This window comes from Bifidobacterium sp. LH_416 (assembly GCF_056357055.1).
The window spans coordinates 15573-30856 of the sequence record NZ_JBKEVJ010000004.1 but is presented as its reverse complement, the minus strand read 5'-3'; the positions used below and the strand labels follow the sequence as shown (position 1 = coordinate 30856).

General features: G+C 54.2%; 10 protein-coding genes. 2 read left to right on the top strand and 8 right to left on the bottom strand.

Annotation, left to right across the window (positions count from 1 at the left end; translation table 11 throughout):
- Window positions 1–15 precede the first annotated feature (15 nt).
- Complete coding sequence (locus AC1AY0_RS08430) at window positions 16–1461, top strand: YfcC family protein (RefSeq protein WP_476526203.1); 1446 nt, start codon at window positions 16–18, stop codon at window positions 1459–1461.
- A gap of 113 nt (window positions 1462–1574) precedes the next feature.
- Here AC1AY0_RS08430 and AC1AY0_RS08425 read toward each other — a convergent pair whose 3' ends face one another.
- The 5 genes from AC1AY0_RS08425 to AC1AY0_RS08405 form a co-directional block, all read right to left on the bottom strand.
- Window positions 1575–2582, bottom strand: a complete 1008-nt coding sequence (locus tag AC1AY0_RS08425) for an NAD(P)/FAD-dependent oxidoreductase (RefSeq protein ID WP_476526201.1) — start codon at window positions 2580–2582, stop codon at window positions 1575–1577.
- Between the two features lie 459 nt (window positions 2583–3041).
- Window positions 3042–3398, bottom strand: a complete 357-nt coding sequence (locus tag AC1AY0_RS08420) for an endonuclease domain-containing protein (RefSeq protein WP_476526199.1) — start codon at window positions 3396–3398, stop codon at window positions 3042–3044.
- Between the two features lie 168 nt (window positions 3399–3566).
- Window positions 3567–7625, bottom strand: a complete 4059-nt coding sequence (locus AC1AY0_RS08415) for a lipid II flippase MurJ (protein WP_476526198.1) — start codon at window positions 7623–7625, stop codon at window positions 3567–3569.
- Window positions 7622–9817 carry a DUF6049 family protein gene (locus AC1AY0_RS08410; RefSeq protein ID WP_476524822.1) on the bottom strand — a complete coding sequence of 732 codons (2196 nt, stop codon included), beginning with the start codon at window positions 9815–9817 and terminating at the stop codon, window positions 7622–7624. Before AC1AY0_RS08410 ends, AC1AY0_RS08415 begins: the two co-directional genes overlap by 4 nt.
- A gap of 80 nt (window positions 9818–9897) precedes the next feature.
- The gene (locus tag AC1AY0_RS08405; RefSeq protein ID WP_476524814.1) at window positions 9898–11190 is read right to left on the bottom strand and encodes an NUDIX hydrolase; all 1293 of its coding nucleotides are present in this window, start codon (window positions 11188–11190) and stop codon (window positions 9898–9900) included.
- 87 nt (window positions 11191–11277) lie between these two features.
- Here AC1AY0_RS08405 and AC1AY0_RS08400 point away from each other — a divergent pair, with 87 nt between their 5' ends.
- Entirely contained in the window at window positions 11278–12696 is a 1419-nt protein-coding gene (locus tag AC1AY0_RS08400) for a CCA tRNA nucleotidyltransferase (protein WP_476524815.1), read from the top strand.
- Window positions 12697–12756: 60 nt separating this feature from the next.
- Here AC1AY0_RS08400 and AC1AY0_RS08395 read toward each other — a convergent pair whose 3' ends face one another.
- Genes AC1AY0_RS08395 through rsmA form a run of 3 tightly spaced genes read right to left on the bottom strand, consistent with a single transcriptional unit; the run spans window position 12757 to window position 15275 of the window.
- A complete protein-coding gene (locus tag AC1AY0_RS08395; protein ID WP_101625823.1) occupies window positions 12757–13386 on the bottom strand; it encodes a LytR C-terminal domain-containing protein in 630 nt (209 codons plus the stop codon).
- Between the two features lie 45 nt (window positions 13387–13431).
- Window positions 13432–14370: a 4-(cytidine 5'-diphospho)-2-C-methyl-D-erythritol kinase gene (locus tag AC1AY0_RS08390; RefSeq protein WP_242689715.1), complete on the bottom strand. Its 939-nt coding sequence runs from the start codon at window positions 14368–14370 to the stop codon at window positions 13432–13434.
- Window positions 14370–15275 carry a 16S rRNA (adenine(1518)-N(6)/adenine(1519)-N(6))-dimethyltransferase RsmA gene (rsmA, locus tag AC1AY0_RS08385; protein ID WP_101625825.1) on the bottom strand — a complete coding sequence of 302 codons (906 nt, stop codon included), beginning with the start codon at window positions 15273–15275 and terminating at the stop codon, window positions 14370–14372. Before rsmA ends, AC1AY0_RS08390 begins: the two co-directional genes overlap by 1 nt.
- Window positions 15276–15284: the final 9 nt, after the last annotated feature.

The following is a 15284-nucleotide window of genomic DNA, read 5'->3' as shown; positions in this document are numbered from 1 at the left end:
GCAAAGAGGCAAACCATGAAACTTATCGATCGTATTAAGAAAATCGGATTCCCCCACAGCTATACACTGCTGTTCTTCCTGATTATCATCTGTGCTGTCCTGACTTGGATTGTTCCCAGCGGCCAGTATGACACTAAAACCGTGACGGTAGATGGTAGTGAACGTACTGTTGTAGTTCCCGGCACATACCATCAGATTGCGAAAATAGCTGAAGATGGTACAGATTACCGTCAAGGATTGGGCGCAGTGCTTGAAGCACCAGGCAACGGCATCATTGCGGCCGTGGAGGTAATCGCCTTCGTACTTATTCTGGGCGGTGCGTTTGGCATAATCCTGAAGACCGGAGCCATTGATCGCGGCCTGCGTGCGTTGGCTGATTTCCTGGGATCTAAAGGTATTTTGGTTATCCCGCTGATGATGATTCTCGTCAGCCTTGGTGGATCTACTTATGGCATGAGCGAAGAACTGATTCCGCTGTTCATCATCTTCATCACCTTTATGTTGTCTATGGGATTCGATTCCATGACGGCTATTCTCACATTGTTCCTTGCCAGCCAGGTTGGCTACATTGGCTCTACAATCAACCCGTTTAACGTGCTGATTGCACAAGGTATTGGCGATGTGCACGGTAATCCGCTGCTATGGTTGCGTTTGATTTACTGGGCTGCATTCACGATTATTGCCATTGCCTTCACCATGCGGTACGCGTTCAAGGTGCGCAAGAACCCCGAATCCTCGGTTGTGTATGATTCCGACTTAGTATTGAAGGCCAAATTATTCGGCAAGAATGCTGAGAACCTTGCTGACGATTCCGGTAAAGAACGCTTCACAGGCAAGGATAAAGCCATTATCACTGTGTTTATCCTCGGTCTGGCGGTGATGGTGTATGGCATTGTTTCCCAAGGCTGGTATATGACCGAAATCGGAGCGCTGTTCCTGGCCATGGGTCTTATTACTGGCATCATTGCTCGTTTTAGTGTCAATGAAATTTGCGATGCATTCGTCTCCGGTTGCGCAGACTTCGTATATGCTGCAGTAATTATCGGCCTTGCTAATAGCATTCTGGTCATCCTGCAGAACGGTATGATTATCGACACTATTCTCAACGGTTTAGCCGGACTCCTTGGCGGTTTGCCTAAAGCGCTCTTCACCACAATTCTGCTGGCTGTTCAAGCATTTATCACTCTGTTTGTGCCATCCTCTTCTGGCTCCGCTGCCCTGACTATGCCAGTTATGGGTCCGCTTGCCGATTTGGTCAACATTAATCGTGATGTGATTGTGCTTAGCAACCAGTTCGGCAATGGCCTGATGAATATCATCAATCCGACTGGTGGCGTGCTGCTTGCAGGCCTATCTGTGGCAGGTATCAGCTTCGGCAAATGGCTGAAAGTTGGACTTAAAGCATTCGCGATTCTCTTCGTCTTTGCTGCTGTGTTCTTGTGGCTTGCCACGCTTGTCTGAAAGATAATGCAATGAAGAGTAATGGGTTGGTCCTTATCGTAAGGACCAACCCATTACTGGTTTTCGTGAATATTTATATGCACAACGTGTGTGTCATAACTCTGGGTCGGTGCTTATTTACTCAGATATGCCTGCGCATCCAGTGCAGCTCGGCAGCCCATGCCGGCTGCGCTGATGGCCTGACGATAGACACGGTCCACACAATCGCCTGCAGCGAAGATTCCAGGCGCGCTGGTGCGTGTGCTAGCACCTTCCACGATAATGTACCCGTCTTCGTCACGGTTCACCGTGTCAGCGGCAAAATCAGTGGCTGGGGTGTGACCGATAGCCACAAAGACAGCTGCGGTCTCCAGTTCGCCTTCCTCGCCGGTAACGGTATTCTTCAGCGATACGCTGCTCACATTAACCTGCGGCTTTGGCATCAAGCCAATACCACCCAAATTCAAGGCGGGAGCGGTTGGTGCTGCTGGTGCGCTTTCCATACCGTGAATCTCCGTGACCACAGTATTGGTCAGCAGCGTGAGCTTCGGATTCTCCTTAGCGCGATCGACCATGATTTGGGAGGCGCGGAACTCGTCGCGGCGGTGAATCAACGTCACCGAAGAACCGAAACGAGTGAGGAACAGTGCCTCCTCGAATGCGGAATCGCCGCCACCGACCACAACAATAGGCTTATTGCGGAAGAAGAAACCGTCGCAGGTGGCGCAATACGACACACCATGGCCAGACAGTTCCTGCTCGCCAGGAACACCCAGCTTACGGAACTTGGAGCCAGTGGTAATGATTACCGCACGAGTTTCCAACACATCGCCATCAGACAAATGCAGACGATACAGCGGCTGTGCAGGAGAATCTTCAACAGTTTCAATGCCGGTTACATCATCAGCAATGAATTCAGTACCGAATCGTTCAGCCTGCTCGCGCATCTTGTCCATAAGATCAGGACCCAAGATGCCTTCCGGGAATCCAGGGAAATTCTCGACCTCAGTGGTGTTGACCAGCTGTCCGCCCGGAGCCAGAGCACCAGTAACCATCAGCGGATTCAATCCTGCACGACCCAGATAAATAGCTGCAGTATAGCCAGCCGGACCAGAGCCGATAATAATAACGTTATGTGCCATGCGCACCCCTCCCATTACATGACTCTATAGTGCGAGCCCTTCCTCAGATTTTTCATAATACGGGCGAGGCACGTCAGAGGTCTGCGCATTTCGGCCCAAAGCAGAGTTGTATTGGGATCGGCCTTTGGCCGATAGATTTTTCCGCAAGCTTATCGCTTGCGGTCCTTCTCTCCCTCAGTCAGCTACGCTGACAGCTCCCTCATCAGAGGGAGCCCATATTGGGATCGGCCTGTTGGCCGATGCAATTTGTCCGCAGGCTGAAGCCTGCTCTTCTACTACCCCTCAGTCAGCTAACGCTGACAGCTCCCCTGACAAGGGGAGCCAAGGCTCCCTCTGACGAGGGAGCTGTCGCGGCGAAGCCCGCGACTGAGGGAGAGAAGCCGAGCAGGCGTATAGCCTGCGGGCAAATCTATCGGCCATCAGGCCGATTCCGATACCAGCGAGCAGAGCAAATAACAATCAGCCAATCCGTTGCTTTACCGCTGCATCTATTTGTTCGCATACCTCATGGAAGTGCCTGTCTACATCATGATTAGAGAATCGTAGTACTGCTAATTGCTGTTCTTCTAGTTCCTGTGTTCTGAGAGTATCCTCGGCTTGTTGTTCGGTGGTGTAGTGCCCGCCGCCATCGAGTTCCACAACTAATCTTGCCTTGGCACAATAAAAGTCAGCGATTCGCTTGCCAATAGGTTTTTGCCTTTGAAATCGTATGGGATACGTGCGCAGGAATTCGTACCAGAGTTTGCGCTCCCAAGGTGTCATGCTTTGCCGTAGCTTCTTTGCTACGGCAGTATTACTACGGTTGTAGTCCTTCATGGGACAAGCATACGTGGTTTTGAGGAATCGGCCTTCGGCCGATAGATTTTTCCGCAAGCGAAGCTTGCGGTGCTTCTCTCCCTCAGGCGCCTTTGGCACCAGCTCCCTCGTCAGAGGGAGCCAATGATATGTATCGGCCGAAGGCCGATTCCGAAGATACCTGTGAAATTAGAAGACTTCTACTTTCACGATGTAGAGCTGGTTTTGGGGGAGGCTGTCCATTGGGACCCAGAGCATCAGGTCCTGAGTGGTGACGGACTTGCTGAACTTTACTTCAGTGGTGCCACCTTCAGCGAACGTGAAGGACGCCATTTCTTCACCGTCAGACGGGTTACCTGTGGTGTTGGCACGAATGTAGCCCTTACCGCCAGAGCTGCGGATGGAAATGATCATGCGAGACACATCATGAGGCTGGTCAAGATGCAGCGTGTAACCGTAACCAGACTGACCGCCCGGGTTGGAAACGAAGTTGGCGCTGGAAATCGTGTACGCCGTCGTGTTCACCACATGCGGCTGAGGAACGGCCTTCACCGACCTATCTTCCACAACCTTCTTAACCGTGGTCTTCTTCTTCGCCTCTGATGAGCTGGAAGAGCTGGAAGAAGAATCAGACTTGGTAGAGTCCTGCGTACTCGTGCTGGACTGAGACGAAGAGTCCGAAGATGAAGACGACTTAGAAGACTGGGAGGAATCTGTAGAACCATTGGCTTCCGTCGTGCTGGAATCAGTGGACTTCTGATCGCCGAACGGCACCTCGTTCATATTCACATCAGGCCAGTCGCCGGTAGAAGAATTGGTGGTATCCGTAGCGTCAGCCGGGTCAACACCACTCTTCTGGAACGCACTCCATGCCCAGAAACCAGCAGCAACCACCACGACCAGTGCCACAATCAGTGCCACAACCTTGGTGGTAAAGCTACCAAAGAGGTTCTCATCGGGCAGGTGATCATCTTCACCAGTGTTCTTTACTGGAGGATTCTTCGGATCGTAGCTCGGCGGAATAGCAGCAACCTCAGCAATACGAGCCTGCTCTTCTTCCAGTGCGCGCAACGACTCTTCACCGGGCTGAATCTCACGACCGACTGCATCATACACCGGAATACGGCTCGTGGTCTCACCATAACCGTCCGTAGAAATCGGCACAGTCGGATGAGAGTTGCCACCAAACGCGCCGGCAGCAGGAGCGTTGAAATCATTGAACCAATCGGCGGTATTGTCGCCAGACAAATTCTCCGCATTCCAAGCATCGGAGAACTTGAAGTCAAACAGACGACGACCCTGATCATCAACAGCTTCGCCATTCGCACCAATAGCAGCCGCAACCGGGCCGGCCTGGGTAATCGCCAAATCAGGCAGCTGCTTACTAGTTACTAACGAGTCCGGAATCTCACCGAAGTCATCAGCAGTACCATCAGCATTCAGTAAGACACGAATGATAGAAGGATCGCCAGCAACATTCGGCAACGCAATCTCAGTGTCAGAAAGATCAGACAGCGGCTTCCAATCGCCCAGCAGAGCATCCAACTCAGCCAACGAAGCCATCGGCAACGTAAGCTCATTGCCGCTGAACAGCTCAAGTCCACGCTTGCAAATGACTTGGAATTCACCAGGAGTATCTTGTGGCAGTGCGGCAAGATTGAACTCATGTTGCTTAGGATTGCGATGCTTAGTCAGCAAGGCATACAGCAGTGCGGCAAGCTGACGGACCGCATGACGTTCCGCACCATCCTCTTCCAGCGTGGCACCGGAAGTATCAGCCAACAATGGAGCGAACGGAGCTCCAGTAATCTCAAGGCCAGTGTTGGAAATACGAACAGTATCCGTAGTGAGCACAATACCAGCGGTAGCGTCACCGCGAAGCATCGGGCGAATAGCCTCAGACAGCTCGCCGATAATCGAACGCATGGCAGTAAAGCTCAGCGGATTACCAGAATGCGCGCTGATGTATTCCGTCAAAGATTTACCGCTATCCACCGGCGTGATAACCAGCATGGAATCGCCCTGCCTGCGGTACTTCTGCACAGGAACGAAATACTTAGGGCGAGTTGCGGTGATAGTGCCAGCAATATCGTTAATAGTGCTGAGCTTGCGACGGTCCGTAACCAAATACAGCTGGCAATCCTTGGCCAGAATGCGGTCGTTGGCCTTCCAAGCCTCCATGCCGGGTTCCTCACGCAGCGCTGACACCAGTGTGTATCGGTTAAGAATGGTATCGCCCAATTGCGGTTTCATATGCGTGTCCGGCTCCATACGATTGTTACTTGTATTGCTTGGGATTGTCTTTGACATTCTATCCATGGGGATAGCCTGAGAGAAGTCCTCCTCAGGGGTGATTTCTTGCGGCAGTTCACTAGGTGAAACACCATCTGCAGAATCGGGGGTATCGCTGGGCTGATCGTCAGGAGAATCGGGCGTAATGCCACCAGTATCTTCACCATTATCGCCGCCGTCCGCAGACTCACCCGCAGCAGTAACCGTAGCTTCAACCTCACCAGCAGCAGCTCGATTCAATCCCAGCCGGGCAAGAACCGGCCGTGCAATAGCCTTCAATTCTTGCGTGCGCAGCAGCCAAAGCACTGCCACATATACGGCGGCCAACACAATAGTGAGCACCACGCAAATACCAACGGCAGAGAGCCATCCCATATGACCGCCGCCCGGGTTTACTGCGGGATTATCAAGGGCAGGGCGATGGAATATACCGCCTTCCATGTGCTTGGCGGGCTGAATATCAGCTTGGAACAAGTCCACAATAGGATTCTTCAACAGCCAGACTGCCACGCCCGCTACTACGGCCGCAACCAGCGCCTTGCCATAGGCGACGCCTACCACCTTGAGGCCAAGATGGCCATTGAATTTCTTGCGCAGCATCATCAGCGTTGGCGGCAACGCGACGATGGAACCAATCGGCGCAGAGCATGCAATACCAACCACCCAATACTGAGGCGGCAGGAACACCATGCTGGCCACCATCAGCGTAATCACGCAAGCGTAATCAATAAGATTGCACAGGAACGGATGCCAGCCATCCTCAAACGCATAGAACGTGCGTTGAATCAGCAGGAATCCAGAAACCAGCGGAATGCCGAAGCTCAACGGAATCAACGCATAGGAAATCAGCATGGTTTCGTTCATTGAAACCGAAGGCAACAGTGCGCGAATAATTGGTTCCGGGAACACGATCATTGCCGCAGCGAAGAACATGATGACCAGTCCCACATTATTCAGTGCGCTGCTCAAATCATTGCGTGCTTCATCAAGATTGTGTTCGGCAATAGAGCGGGAAATCTTCGGGAACATTGCAGTGGAAACAGACACTGCAATCAGCGAATACGGCAGAATAAACAGCGTATATGCGTTCTGATAAGTCGCATTACCAGCGATATCAAACAGGCTGGCACCCACCAGCTCCTGCGCGCGAAGCGGGGCGAGCGTGGCAATACGAGTCTGAATAATGCCGGAAATCTCAGTGATAATCACCACGCCCAGCGAACCCAAAGCCACTGGTCCCATAGCCTTCAAACCAAAACCAGACAAGCCGAACTGCGGGCGGTACTTAAAGCCAAGGCGCACCAGCGGAATAAACAGCACCAATGCCTGGAAAGCCACACCCAACGTCCAGGTGCCAGCGGTCAGCGCAATTTTGCCACCCGTCCAGAAATCAAGCGGCTGCTCGTTCGCTTTGCCGAAGAGAAGAATGAACGCGGTGAAACCGGCGCAGCTAATCACATTGGCGCCAGTGGAGCTCCACGCATACGCCGTGAAATGATCTTTGGCTGCGAGAATCTGGCCCAGCACGGTGTACAAGCCGTAGAAGAAGATTTGCGGCATACACCAGAGCGTGAAAGCGGTGGTGAGTGCAATCATCTGGGCATCATTGCCGCCCACGTAAAGGCGAGTCAGCAATGGCGAGGCGGCACCCATCAGAATCGTCACTGCAGCCAGAATCACAATGGCCAGCGTGATCAGACGGTTCAGCCTCTCCTGCGCATCTTTTTCCTTCAGTGTGCGCACAATCTGCGGCACCAGCACGGCATTGAAAATACCGCCGGTCACCAGCGTGAAAATGGCCTGTGGAATCATGGAACCGGCCTGATAGGCATTGGCGGCCAGACCGGTGGTTCCGATGGCTGCAGCCAGCAAAATCGTGCGAATTTGACCGGTCACACGGGAAGCCGCAGTGCCGGAAGCCATGATGAGTGAATTACGGCCTACGGTAGAACTCATTCGTCAGGATCCTTCTTACGGTTGAACTGGCGCCACAATCCCACAACGCCGAGCAGCGCTGCGAAACCAATAATGATGAATCCACTGGCATCACTGATACGCAGCACGCTGGTGATGGCTGTGTTCTGCGTATTGCCGAACGCATTGCCTTGACGGTCAGCCAAAGAGATGTGCGCGGTAGTGGAGCCGGATGTGGACACACGAATAGTGAACGCCACCTGAGCTTCACTATGCGCAGGAATCACGATGGTGTTGGAGCGTGTGGTCACGATCTGCATGGAGTCGGTAATCGAATTGACCTGAACATTGACGGCATACGGCAGATTATTGCTCACGGTTACCGGCATTTTCGCGGATTCGCTGAACACCGAAATCGATTCAGAAGGCGTAATGCTCACACTGTTCAACAGCGTATTTGCCATATTTTGGGCCGCGTCCGCCATACGCTGATGGCTTTCGCTCGGCTCGGATCCGGTGAGTGCACGCAAGGCCATATTGTCATGCAAAGTGAGCAGACCACTGATCCACTGCTTGGGATCATTGCTGTGATTCGCCGTCGTATCCGCGTCACGGCGAGCCAAAGCCTGTGTATCCAATTCGGCAATATCGTTGGAACTCACGCTGTTTTTGAGAATGGAGCTGGCCAAACGCACCATATTCTGCCTGCTATCGGCAAGCTGGGTCAGAATCGATTGCGTGGAGGACGTGTCCGGCGCATCAGCGTTTTGATTCACAGAGTCGTTGACCTGATAAGGATCCATGCTGGCCATGGTCTTCAAATCGGTGAGATTGAGCCACGATGCCTGCTCAAGCGTGCTCATAACCTGATTAATCCAGTCAGCCGAACTCGAGCGCGTGAAGGTCATTAACAGATTACGAGTGGTGTAAGGCTGCTCCATTTGGTAGAACGCGCTCTGAGCCATCAATCGAGCCAAGCGCCCGGCATCACTGGTTTCAGCAGTGGCTTCCTTGCTGGTGGCATTGCCGTGAGCCAAAGTGCCTAATTCAGACTGCTCTTTCAGCACAGTGATATCGCCGGCAGAGGTATTGACCACGTACGTGCCGGTATGCACGGTATCGGTTTGTTCGGCGTCGAAAGAAGAGCCGGCAATAACCGTGGAATAGCCTTGCGCGCGGGCTTTAGTCAGGGCGTCCAACGTCCAATCATCTGAGCCTTGCCACGCGTACGCGTCCGGCGTATCCGTGGTTTTGGTGGCTACTGCATACAGTGTTTGCGTATTCGTTGCAGTCCACTGTGCATCTGAGACGCCTGCACTGGTATATGCGGAAGCATTGTTGACTGCTGCATAGGCGGTAATGTCGAAATCTGCGGGCTGCATTACGCCGGCAACGGTTGGCTTACTGCCTGATTCCTGCAGATACAGAGGATCCGCCACAATCTGCAGTTTGGGATGCTTGGCTGCAGCCTGTTCCACCGCTTTGGCCTGCTCAGTGCTTTGCGTACTGAGCAGCAGAGGCTCAGTGCTTGTGCTGTGAGTACTGGAATCATCGCTATCGCCATCGGTGTCAGCAGATTCTGAAGACTGGCTGCCAGAAGCCTGCGATGCCGAAGTCGAAGAATCATTTTCCTCAATCAGATCGGTGATTGCCGTGTCATTAGCCTGCCAGTCGCTGGACGTCAAAGGCATGGCCACGGTAAGGTTCATGGCCGGCGTTTGCGCGGTATTCAACCCATCTGCAGAACGGGTGAGGAAGCTATGCAGTGTCTCGTGCGCATCTCCGGCAGCATAGAGCAAGCTCAGTGGCTTAGGGCCCCAGCTGCGCATCGCGGCAAGGGTTTGCTGATCGGCCGTCACATCGATGGTCACGGTTGTGCTACTGCCCGCAGCAATCGCCGGAACATCCACCGACGCGATATTGTTCGGGGTGGGAATGTTGGTGCCGTTTTCCGCCCAAGACTGCATATCAGAACGCGACGCGAACGTGAACAATGCATTCGTATTGACAGTAAGCGAGCCGGCAGGATTGTCTGTATCAGTGGTATTCGCCACCGTAACCTGCATATGGAAGCCCGATGATGCGGTTACAATCGGCGTGCTCTGCTCGATGGTGAGCGTTTCAGTCGGTTGCTGCTGCGTAGATGATTCAGACTGCGACTGGCCATTGGTTGCATTGGCTGTAGTCGCATCATCTGCCGTGTTATCCGCCCAAGCGGTTGGCGTAAAGAGCATCGCCCCAGCTACCAAGACTGCGGCGATTGCACGTGTGAAACGCCCGCCATGATGCTGGCGGTGCTGGATTGCGGGTAGGGTCACTCGTTTGCCTGCCTGTTCTTCTTCCTGGCGTACAGCCACGCGATTTTGCGTTCATTCGGGTAGCTCAGTACATCGTCTAAATCGTCAAAACGCACCCAAATAGCGTCTTCGGCCTCGTGATCAGGATCGCCTTCCACGGTGAGCTCACCACCGGTCTGACGCAGCGCGAAATGGTGCACCAGCTTATGCACACGTTGGGTGGTGCCAGTGAACCAGTAATCAATAGTGGCGATGGAATCAATCACCTCACCGAGGATGCCGGTTTCCTCATGCACTTCGCGCACAGCGGTCTGCTGAGGGGTTTCACCCTTTTCGATATGCCCCTTAGGCAAGCACCATTCCAGGTGACCTGAACGGGAGTGCCGGGCAATAATAGCCACACGGTTCTGATTATCGAAAATCAGGCCGCCTGCTGAATATTCGCGTACTACTGGCAATTCCTGTGCATCCAACGACGCAAATGTCGTAGGGCCGTCAGAAGTACGGCGCTGCGGCATCATGGCAGGTGTTGGGGCGGTCGAGACCGGAGCTGATGCGGATGCGCCGCGTTCAGATTCAACTGCAACTTCGACTTCGACCGGTGAAGCGATTGGCGCAACAGTCGGCTGTGTTGGCTGCGGTTGTGCCGGCACAGATTGAACCGGTGCAGGCTTCGGCTTGGCAATCGGCGCTGCAATATGCATGGTTGCCGCCGCAATCGCACGCATGGCGGCAGCAGCGGACATTGGTGCGGCAGTCTTCGGTGCTGCCTCAGCTTCTGCAGCAGACTGAGCATCGGCAGAAACGGCGGCATCGACAGTGTCGTTGGTGCCATCAGTACCGTTCTGCTCAACGGTACTTACTACTGCTTCTGGTGCTGAATCTGCAGCATCGTGAGCTTCAGCATCACTGGAGTCGGCAAACTTTCGGCCGAATACTGTGGCCGGTGTCGGCGTAACCGGTGCTGATGGAACCTGTGCCGCTGAAGATGCAATGGCGATGCTGGCCATTGCTTCAGCTTCTGCCTCAGCTGCAATGCCATCGGTTTGCCCGGCGATGGTTTCGTTCGGCGTGGCGATAGTCACCGTGGCCTTCATACCGAACACGGTAGCCGGAGTCGGCATAACAGGCTGCGCTATTTCAGCAGCCGGCTCGGCATGGATTTCGGTGTGCTCAACCGGTGTGAAATCCTCAGAATCCGCAGAATTCTGCGGTGTTTGCGAGGTATAGAGCAGCTGATCTTGGGTATGGTTGCCCGCGGCATTGGGTGTTTGCCCAAGCATGTGGGCAAGGTCGGCGGGCGTAATCATGCTTTCCACCTTACTCAATCCCGTGTGCAGGTGGGGTAACGGTATGCTAGGAGGGCAGAAAAACGTCCACATAGGGGAAGGTGCCCATTGGATTTCGAAGTGTGGCCCGAGGCGATTGAACTTGGCCGACTGTTCAAAGAACAAGGCTATGAGCTGGCACTGGTCGGCGGTCCGGTCAGAGACCTGTTGCTGCATAGGCCTAGCCATGACCTCGACTTCTGCTCATCCGCCAGACCCGAGCAATTCGAGCCAATTCTGCGCCGTTGGGGGCACGATGGCTTCTGGGATATGGGCCGAAAATTCGGCACGCTGGGTGCCATGCGCCGACGCGCCGACGGCACCGAAGTGAAGGTAGAGGTCACTACGTACCGCTCGGACACGTATGACCCGGAATCACGTAAGCCGGAGGTCAATTATGGCGACACGCTCGAAGGTGATCTGTCTCGTCGAGATTTCACCGTCAACGCGATGGCATTGCGCGTGCCGGACTTGGAATTCGTGGACCCATTCGGTGGCGCCAGCGATTTGGCGAAGGGTGTGTTGCGCACGCCGGTCGATCCGCGTCAGTCATTTGATGATGATCCGCTGCGTATGATGCGCGCGGTGCGATTCGTGGCTCAGCTTGGCTTCAGTATTGCTCCTGATGCCGCCGAAGCGATTACTTCGATGCGCGATCGTATTGAGATTGTGTCCGCAGAACGTGTGCGTGATGAACTGACAAAGTTGCTGCTTTCGGATCGTCCGCGTGCAGGACTTGAGGCTCTGGTGGACTCTGGTTTGGCGGACATTGTATTCCCGGAGATTCCGGCACTGCAGTTGCAGATTGATGAACACCACCGCCATAAGGATGTGTTTGAGCACACGATGATGGTGCTGGAGCGTGCGATTGCACTGGAAACCGGTCCAGACGGTCCAGTTCCTGCTCCTGATTTGACGCTGCGTCTTGCTGCCGTGATGCATGACATTGGTAAGCCGAAGACCCGCCGATTCGAGCCGGGTGGCAAGGTGAGCTTCCACCACCATGACGCGGTGGGTGCCAAAATGACTCGCAAGCGGTTGAAGGCGCTACGTTTCGATCATCATCTGGTGGAAGATGTGTCCGAACTGGTGAACCTGCATTTGCGCTTCCATGGGTATGTGGATGAGCCGTGGACTGATTCCGCGGTCCGCCGCTATGTGAAGGATTCCGGCCACCTGTATGAGCGTCTGAACCGTCTTACGCGTGCCGATGCCACTACGCAAAACAAGCGTAAGGCAGCGATTTTCGCTCATGCGATGGATGAGATGGAAGAACGCGTCCGCGAGCTCAAGAAGAAGGAAGACTTCGACGCGATTCGCCCGGACGTGGACGGCAATGAAATCATGGCCCTACTCGGTCTTGAACCTGGCCCGATGATTGGCCGCGCGTATAAGCACATGCTTGACTACCGCTTAGATAACGGCCCAGTGGAGCATGATGTAGCCGTGGCCGAGCTCAAACGCTGGTACGCGGAAATACAGCAGTAAACGAAGAGGCAGCCGATTGGCTGCCTCTTTCGTTAAGCAATACCAGCGGTACTGGTTGTTTTACTGTGCCGGGTACGCGTCGTGCTTGGTATCGGCCGGAAGGTTGGTCATCTTATCGGCGGCCTGGCAGCCTTCGATATTGGTGATTTCCTTGCCTTCCTGCGGAGACTGCTTTTCGTCCTTCAAATCATTGAAGGTGGCACCGAGCACCACATCAATCAGCTGATCTTCACGAGCGTTCATAATCATTGTGGCATCAGTGAAGTTGCCAGCTACCGTGTAAGCCTGGTTAATGGCATTCTTACCGAAGTAAATCGTCGTGCGTTCCACGCTGGTGGAAGAGAAGTTGCCGGCCTGCTGCATAGCAAAACCGCGAACACCCAAGGCGCTACTCACAGCGGCAGCGAACTGGGAGTGAGAAGTACCGTTCAGCACGCGGATACCGATGGACGTGTTAGACACGTACTTGGCTTTGCCATCGTCACCCTTCACGGCACACGGGGCAGGATTACCGTAATTCGGTTCTGCCAACGGCGTGGAGACAAGACCCAAGCCGCCAACGTGGAAATTGAAGAGCAGTGAGATAACCAGTGCAACCGCCATCACTGCGCCACTGATGGTAAATACGACGGTCTGGCGGCGGCGTACATATCGTTTACGGGCCTGACGTTCGTCAATCTGTTGCGGCATCGTTTAACTTCCTTCACTCACAAGTGGCTTGTTGCTACCTTAGCGTCACTGGGTGACGCCGATTATTGGGGTTACTGGGGCTTGAGCCCGGATAATGCGGTCAGCGGCGTCGTGCATGACCCACGTATCGATAACACGCTGTGCTGTAGTGCTATCCGGTACAAACGCCACAACCGAGGGCCCTGACCCGGAAACAAACGCATGGCGTGCTCCGGCCTGCAATGCGGCTTCAATAGCCTGCCCACTGCGTGGATGCAAACTGATGGCTGCGGCTTGCAGATGATTGCGATCACCCGAGCCTGCACCCACAACATCAAACGTGTGGTATACCTCTGGAGTGCTTAATTGCGATTGATATGCGCCAATCAACACTTCGCCGGTAAACCCTTGCGCCTGCAATTCGCGTGCTAGCGGGCTATCGTCCAGGATGTCTTCAATCTGTTCGCCGAATCCAGTGCCATGTGCCAAGCCACCGGTAAGGCAGAACGGCATGTCAGCGCCCAGTGTGGCTGCAATAGTGCGCAGCCTCTCCATTGGCCAATTAAGATTCCATAACTGATTAATAGCCAGAATCGCTGCAGCTGCGTCTGCGGATCCTCCGCCCAAACCAGCGCCAACCGGAATACGTTTGGTGATGGTAAGTGCCACATCTGGTTCTCGGCCGGCCTCCTGCGCCATGGCAAATAACGCCAATACCGCATGATTGCGGCGCATGTCACTGCTGGAAGACGCCAAATCCCCAAGATGAGCACCCTCAAGCTCCAGTGAGAAGCCGGTGCCGGGTGCTTTGGCGGTTGCTGTGACCGTGTCGTAGACACCAACCGCGCAATAGATCGTGTCTAAGGCATGACGCCCGCCCCACTCCTCATGAGTTGGGCCTACTTCTAAGGTGAGATTGGTTTTTGCCGGACAATCCACACGGACAGTGTCGGCTAGCTGCGAGGTATGCAGCCGTTCGACGATAGGAGCTGTTGCGATAGTCATCATGCCGCCTCGCCGTGAGCGGTCATTGCGGAAGCCAGTGCAGCGAACTCAGTAATGGTCAACGTTTCACCACGACGAGTCGGGTCAATGCCAGCGGCCTCAAATGCCGCAGCCGGCACGAGATGCTTTAATGCGGCATGCAATGTTTTGCGGCGCTGACCGAATGCGGCATCAATAAGTTGGAACACTCGCTCACGGTCTGGAGCCGCTTCTCCCACAGCAGGGTTGGCGTCATCATTCGCAGCGTAGCGGGTGAACTTCACGAGTGCCGAATCAACATTCGGGGCCGGCCAGAATACATTGCGGCCAATCGTGCCCACGCGCTCGGCAGTGCCATACCAAGCGAGTTTCACGCTCGGAGTGCCATAAATTTTGGAGCCTGGCTTGGCAGCAAGCCTATCGGCCACTTCCTTCTGCACCATAACCAAGAACGAGCCGAGATTATCGAAGCGCTCAAGCAGGGTCAGCAGAATCGGCGTGGCCACGTTATACGGAAGATTGGCTACAAGCGTGAACGATTCATCATTATTGAAATCGGGCACATTGTCCGGCGTAACGGTGAGCGCGTCACGATTGACAACCTTGAGTCGGTCTGCAGCCTCCGGCATGAACTCCGCCACAGTGCTAGGCAAACGCTTAGCCAGCGGAGGATCGATTTCCACAGCGGTCATTGAAGCGCCGGTTTCCAGAATCGCCAAAGTGAGCGATCCCAAGCCTGGGCCGACTTCCATCACATGATCAGTGTTGGTGACTCCGGCTTCGCGCACGATTCGACGAACCGTACCTGGATCAATAACGAAGTTCTGGCCGAACTTTTTAGTAGGACTTACGCCAGCATCGGCAGCAATACGGCGAATATCAGCGGCTCCCAGCAGATGGCCGGTGGCGGTGGTGTTATCAGTCATATCGGTTCC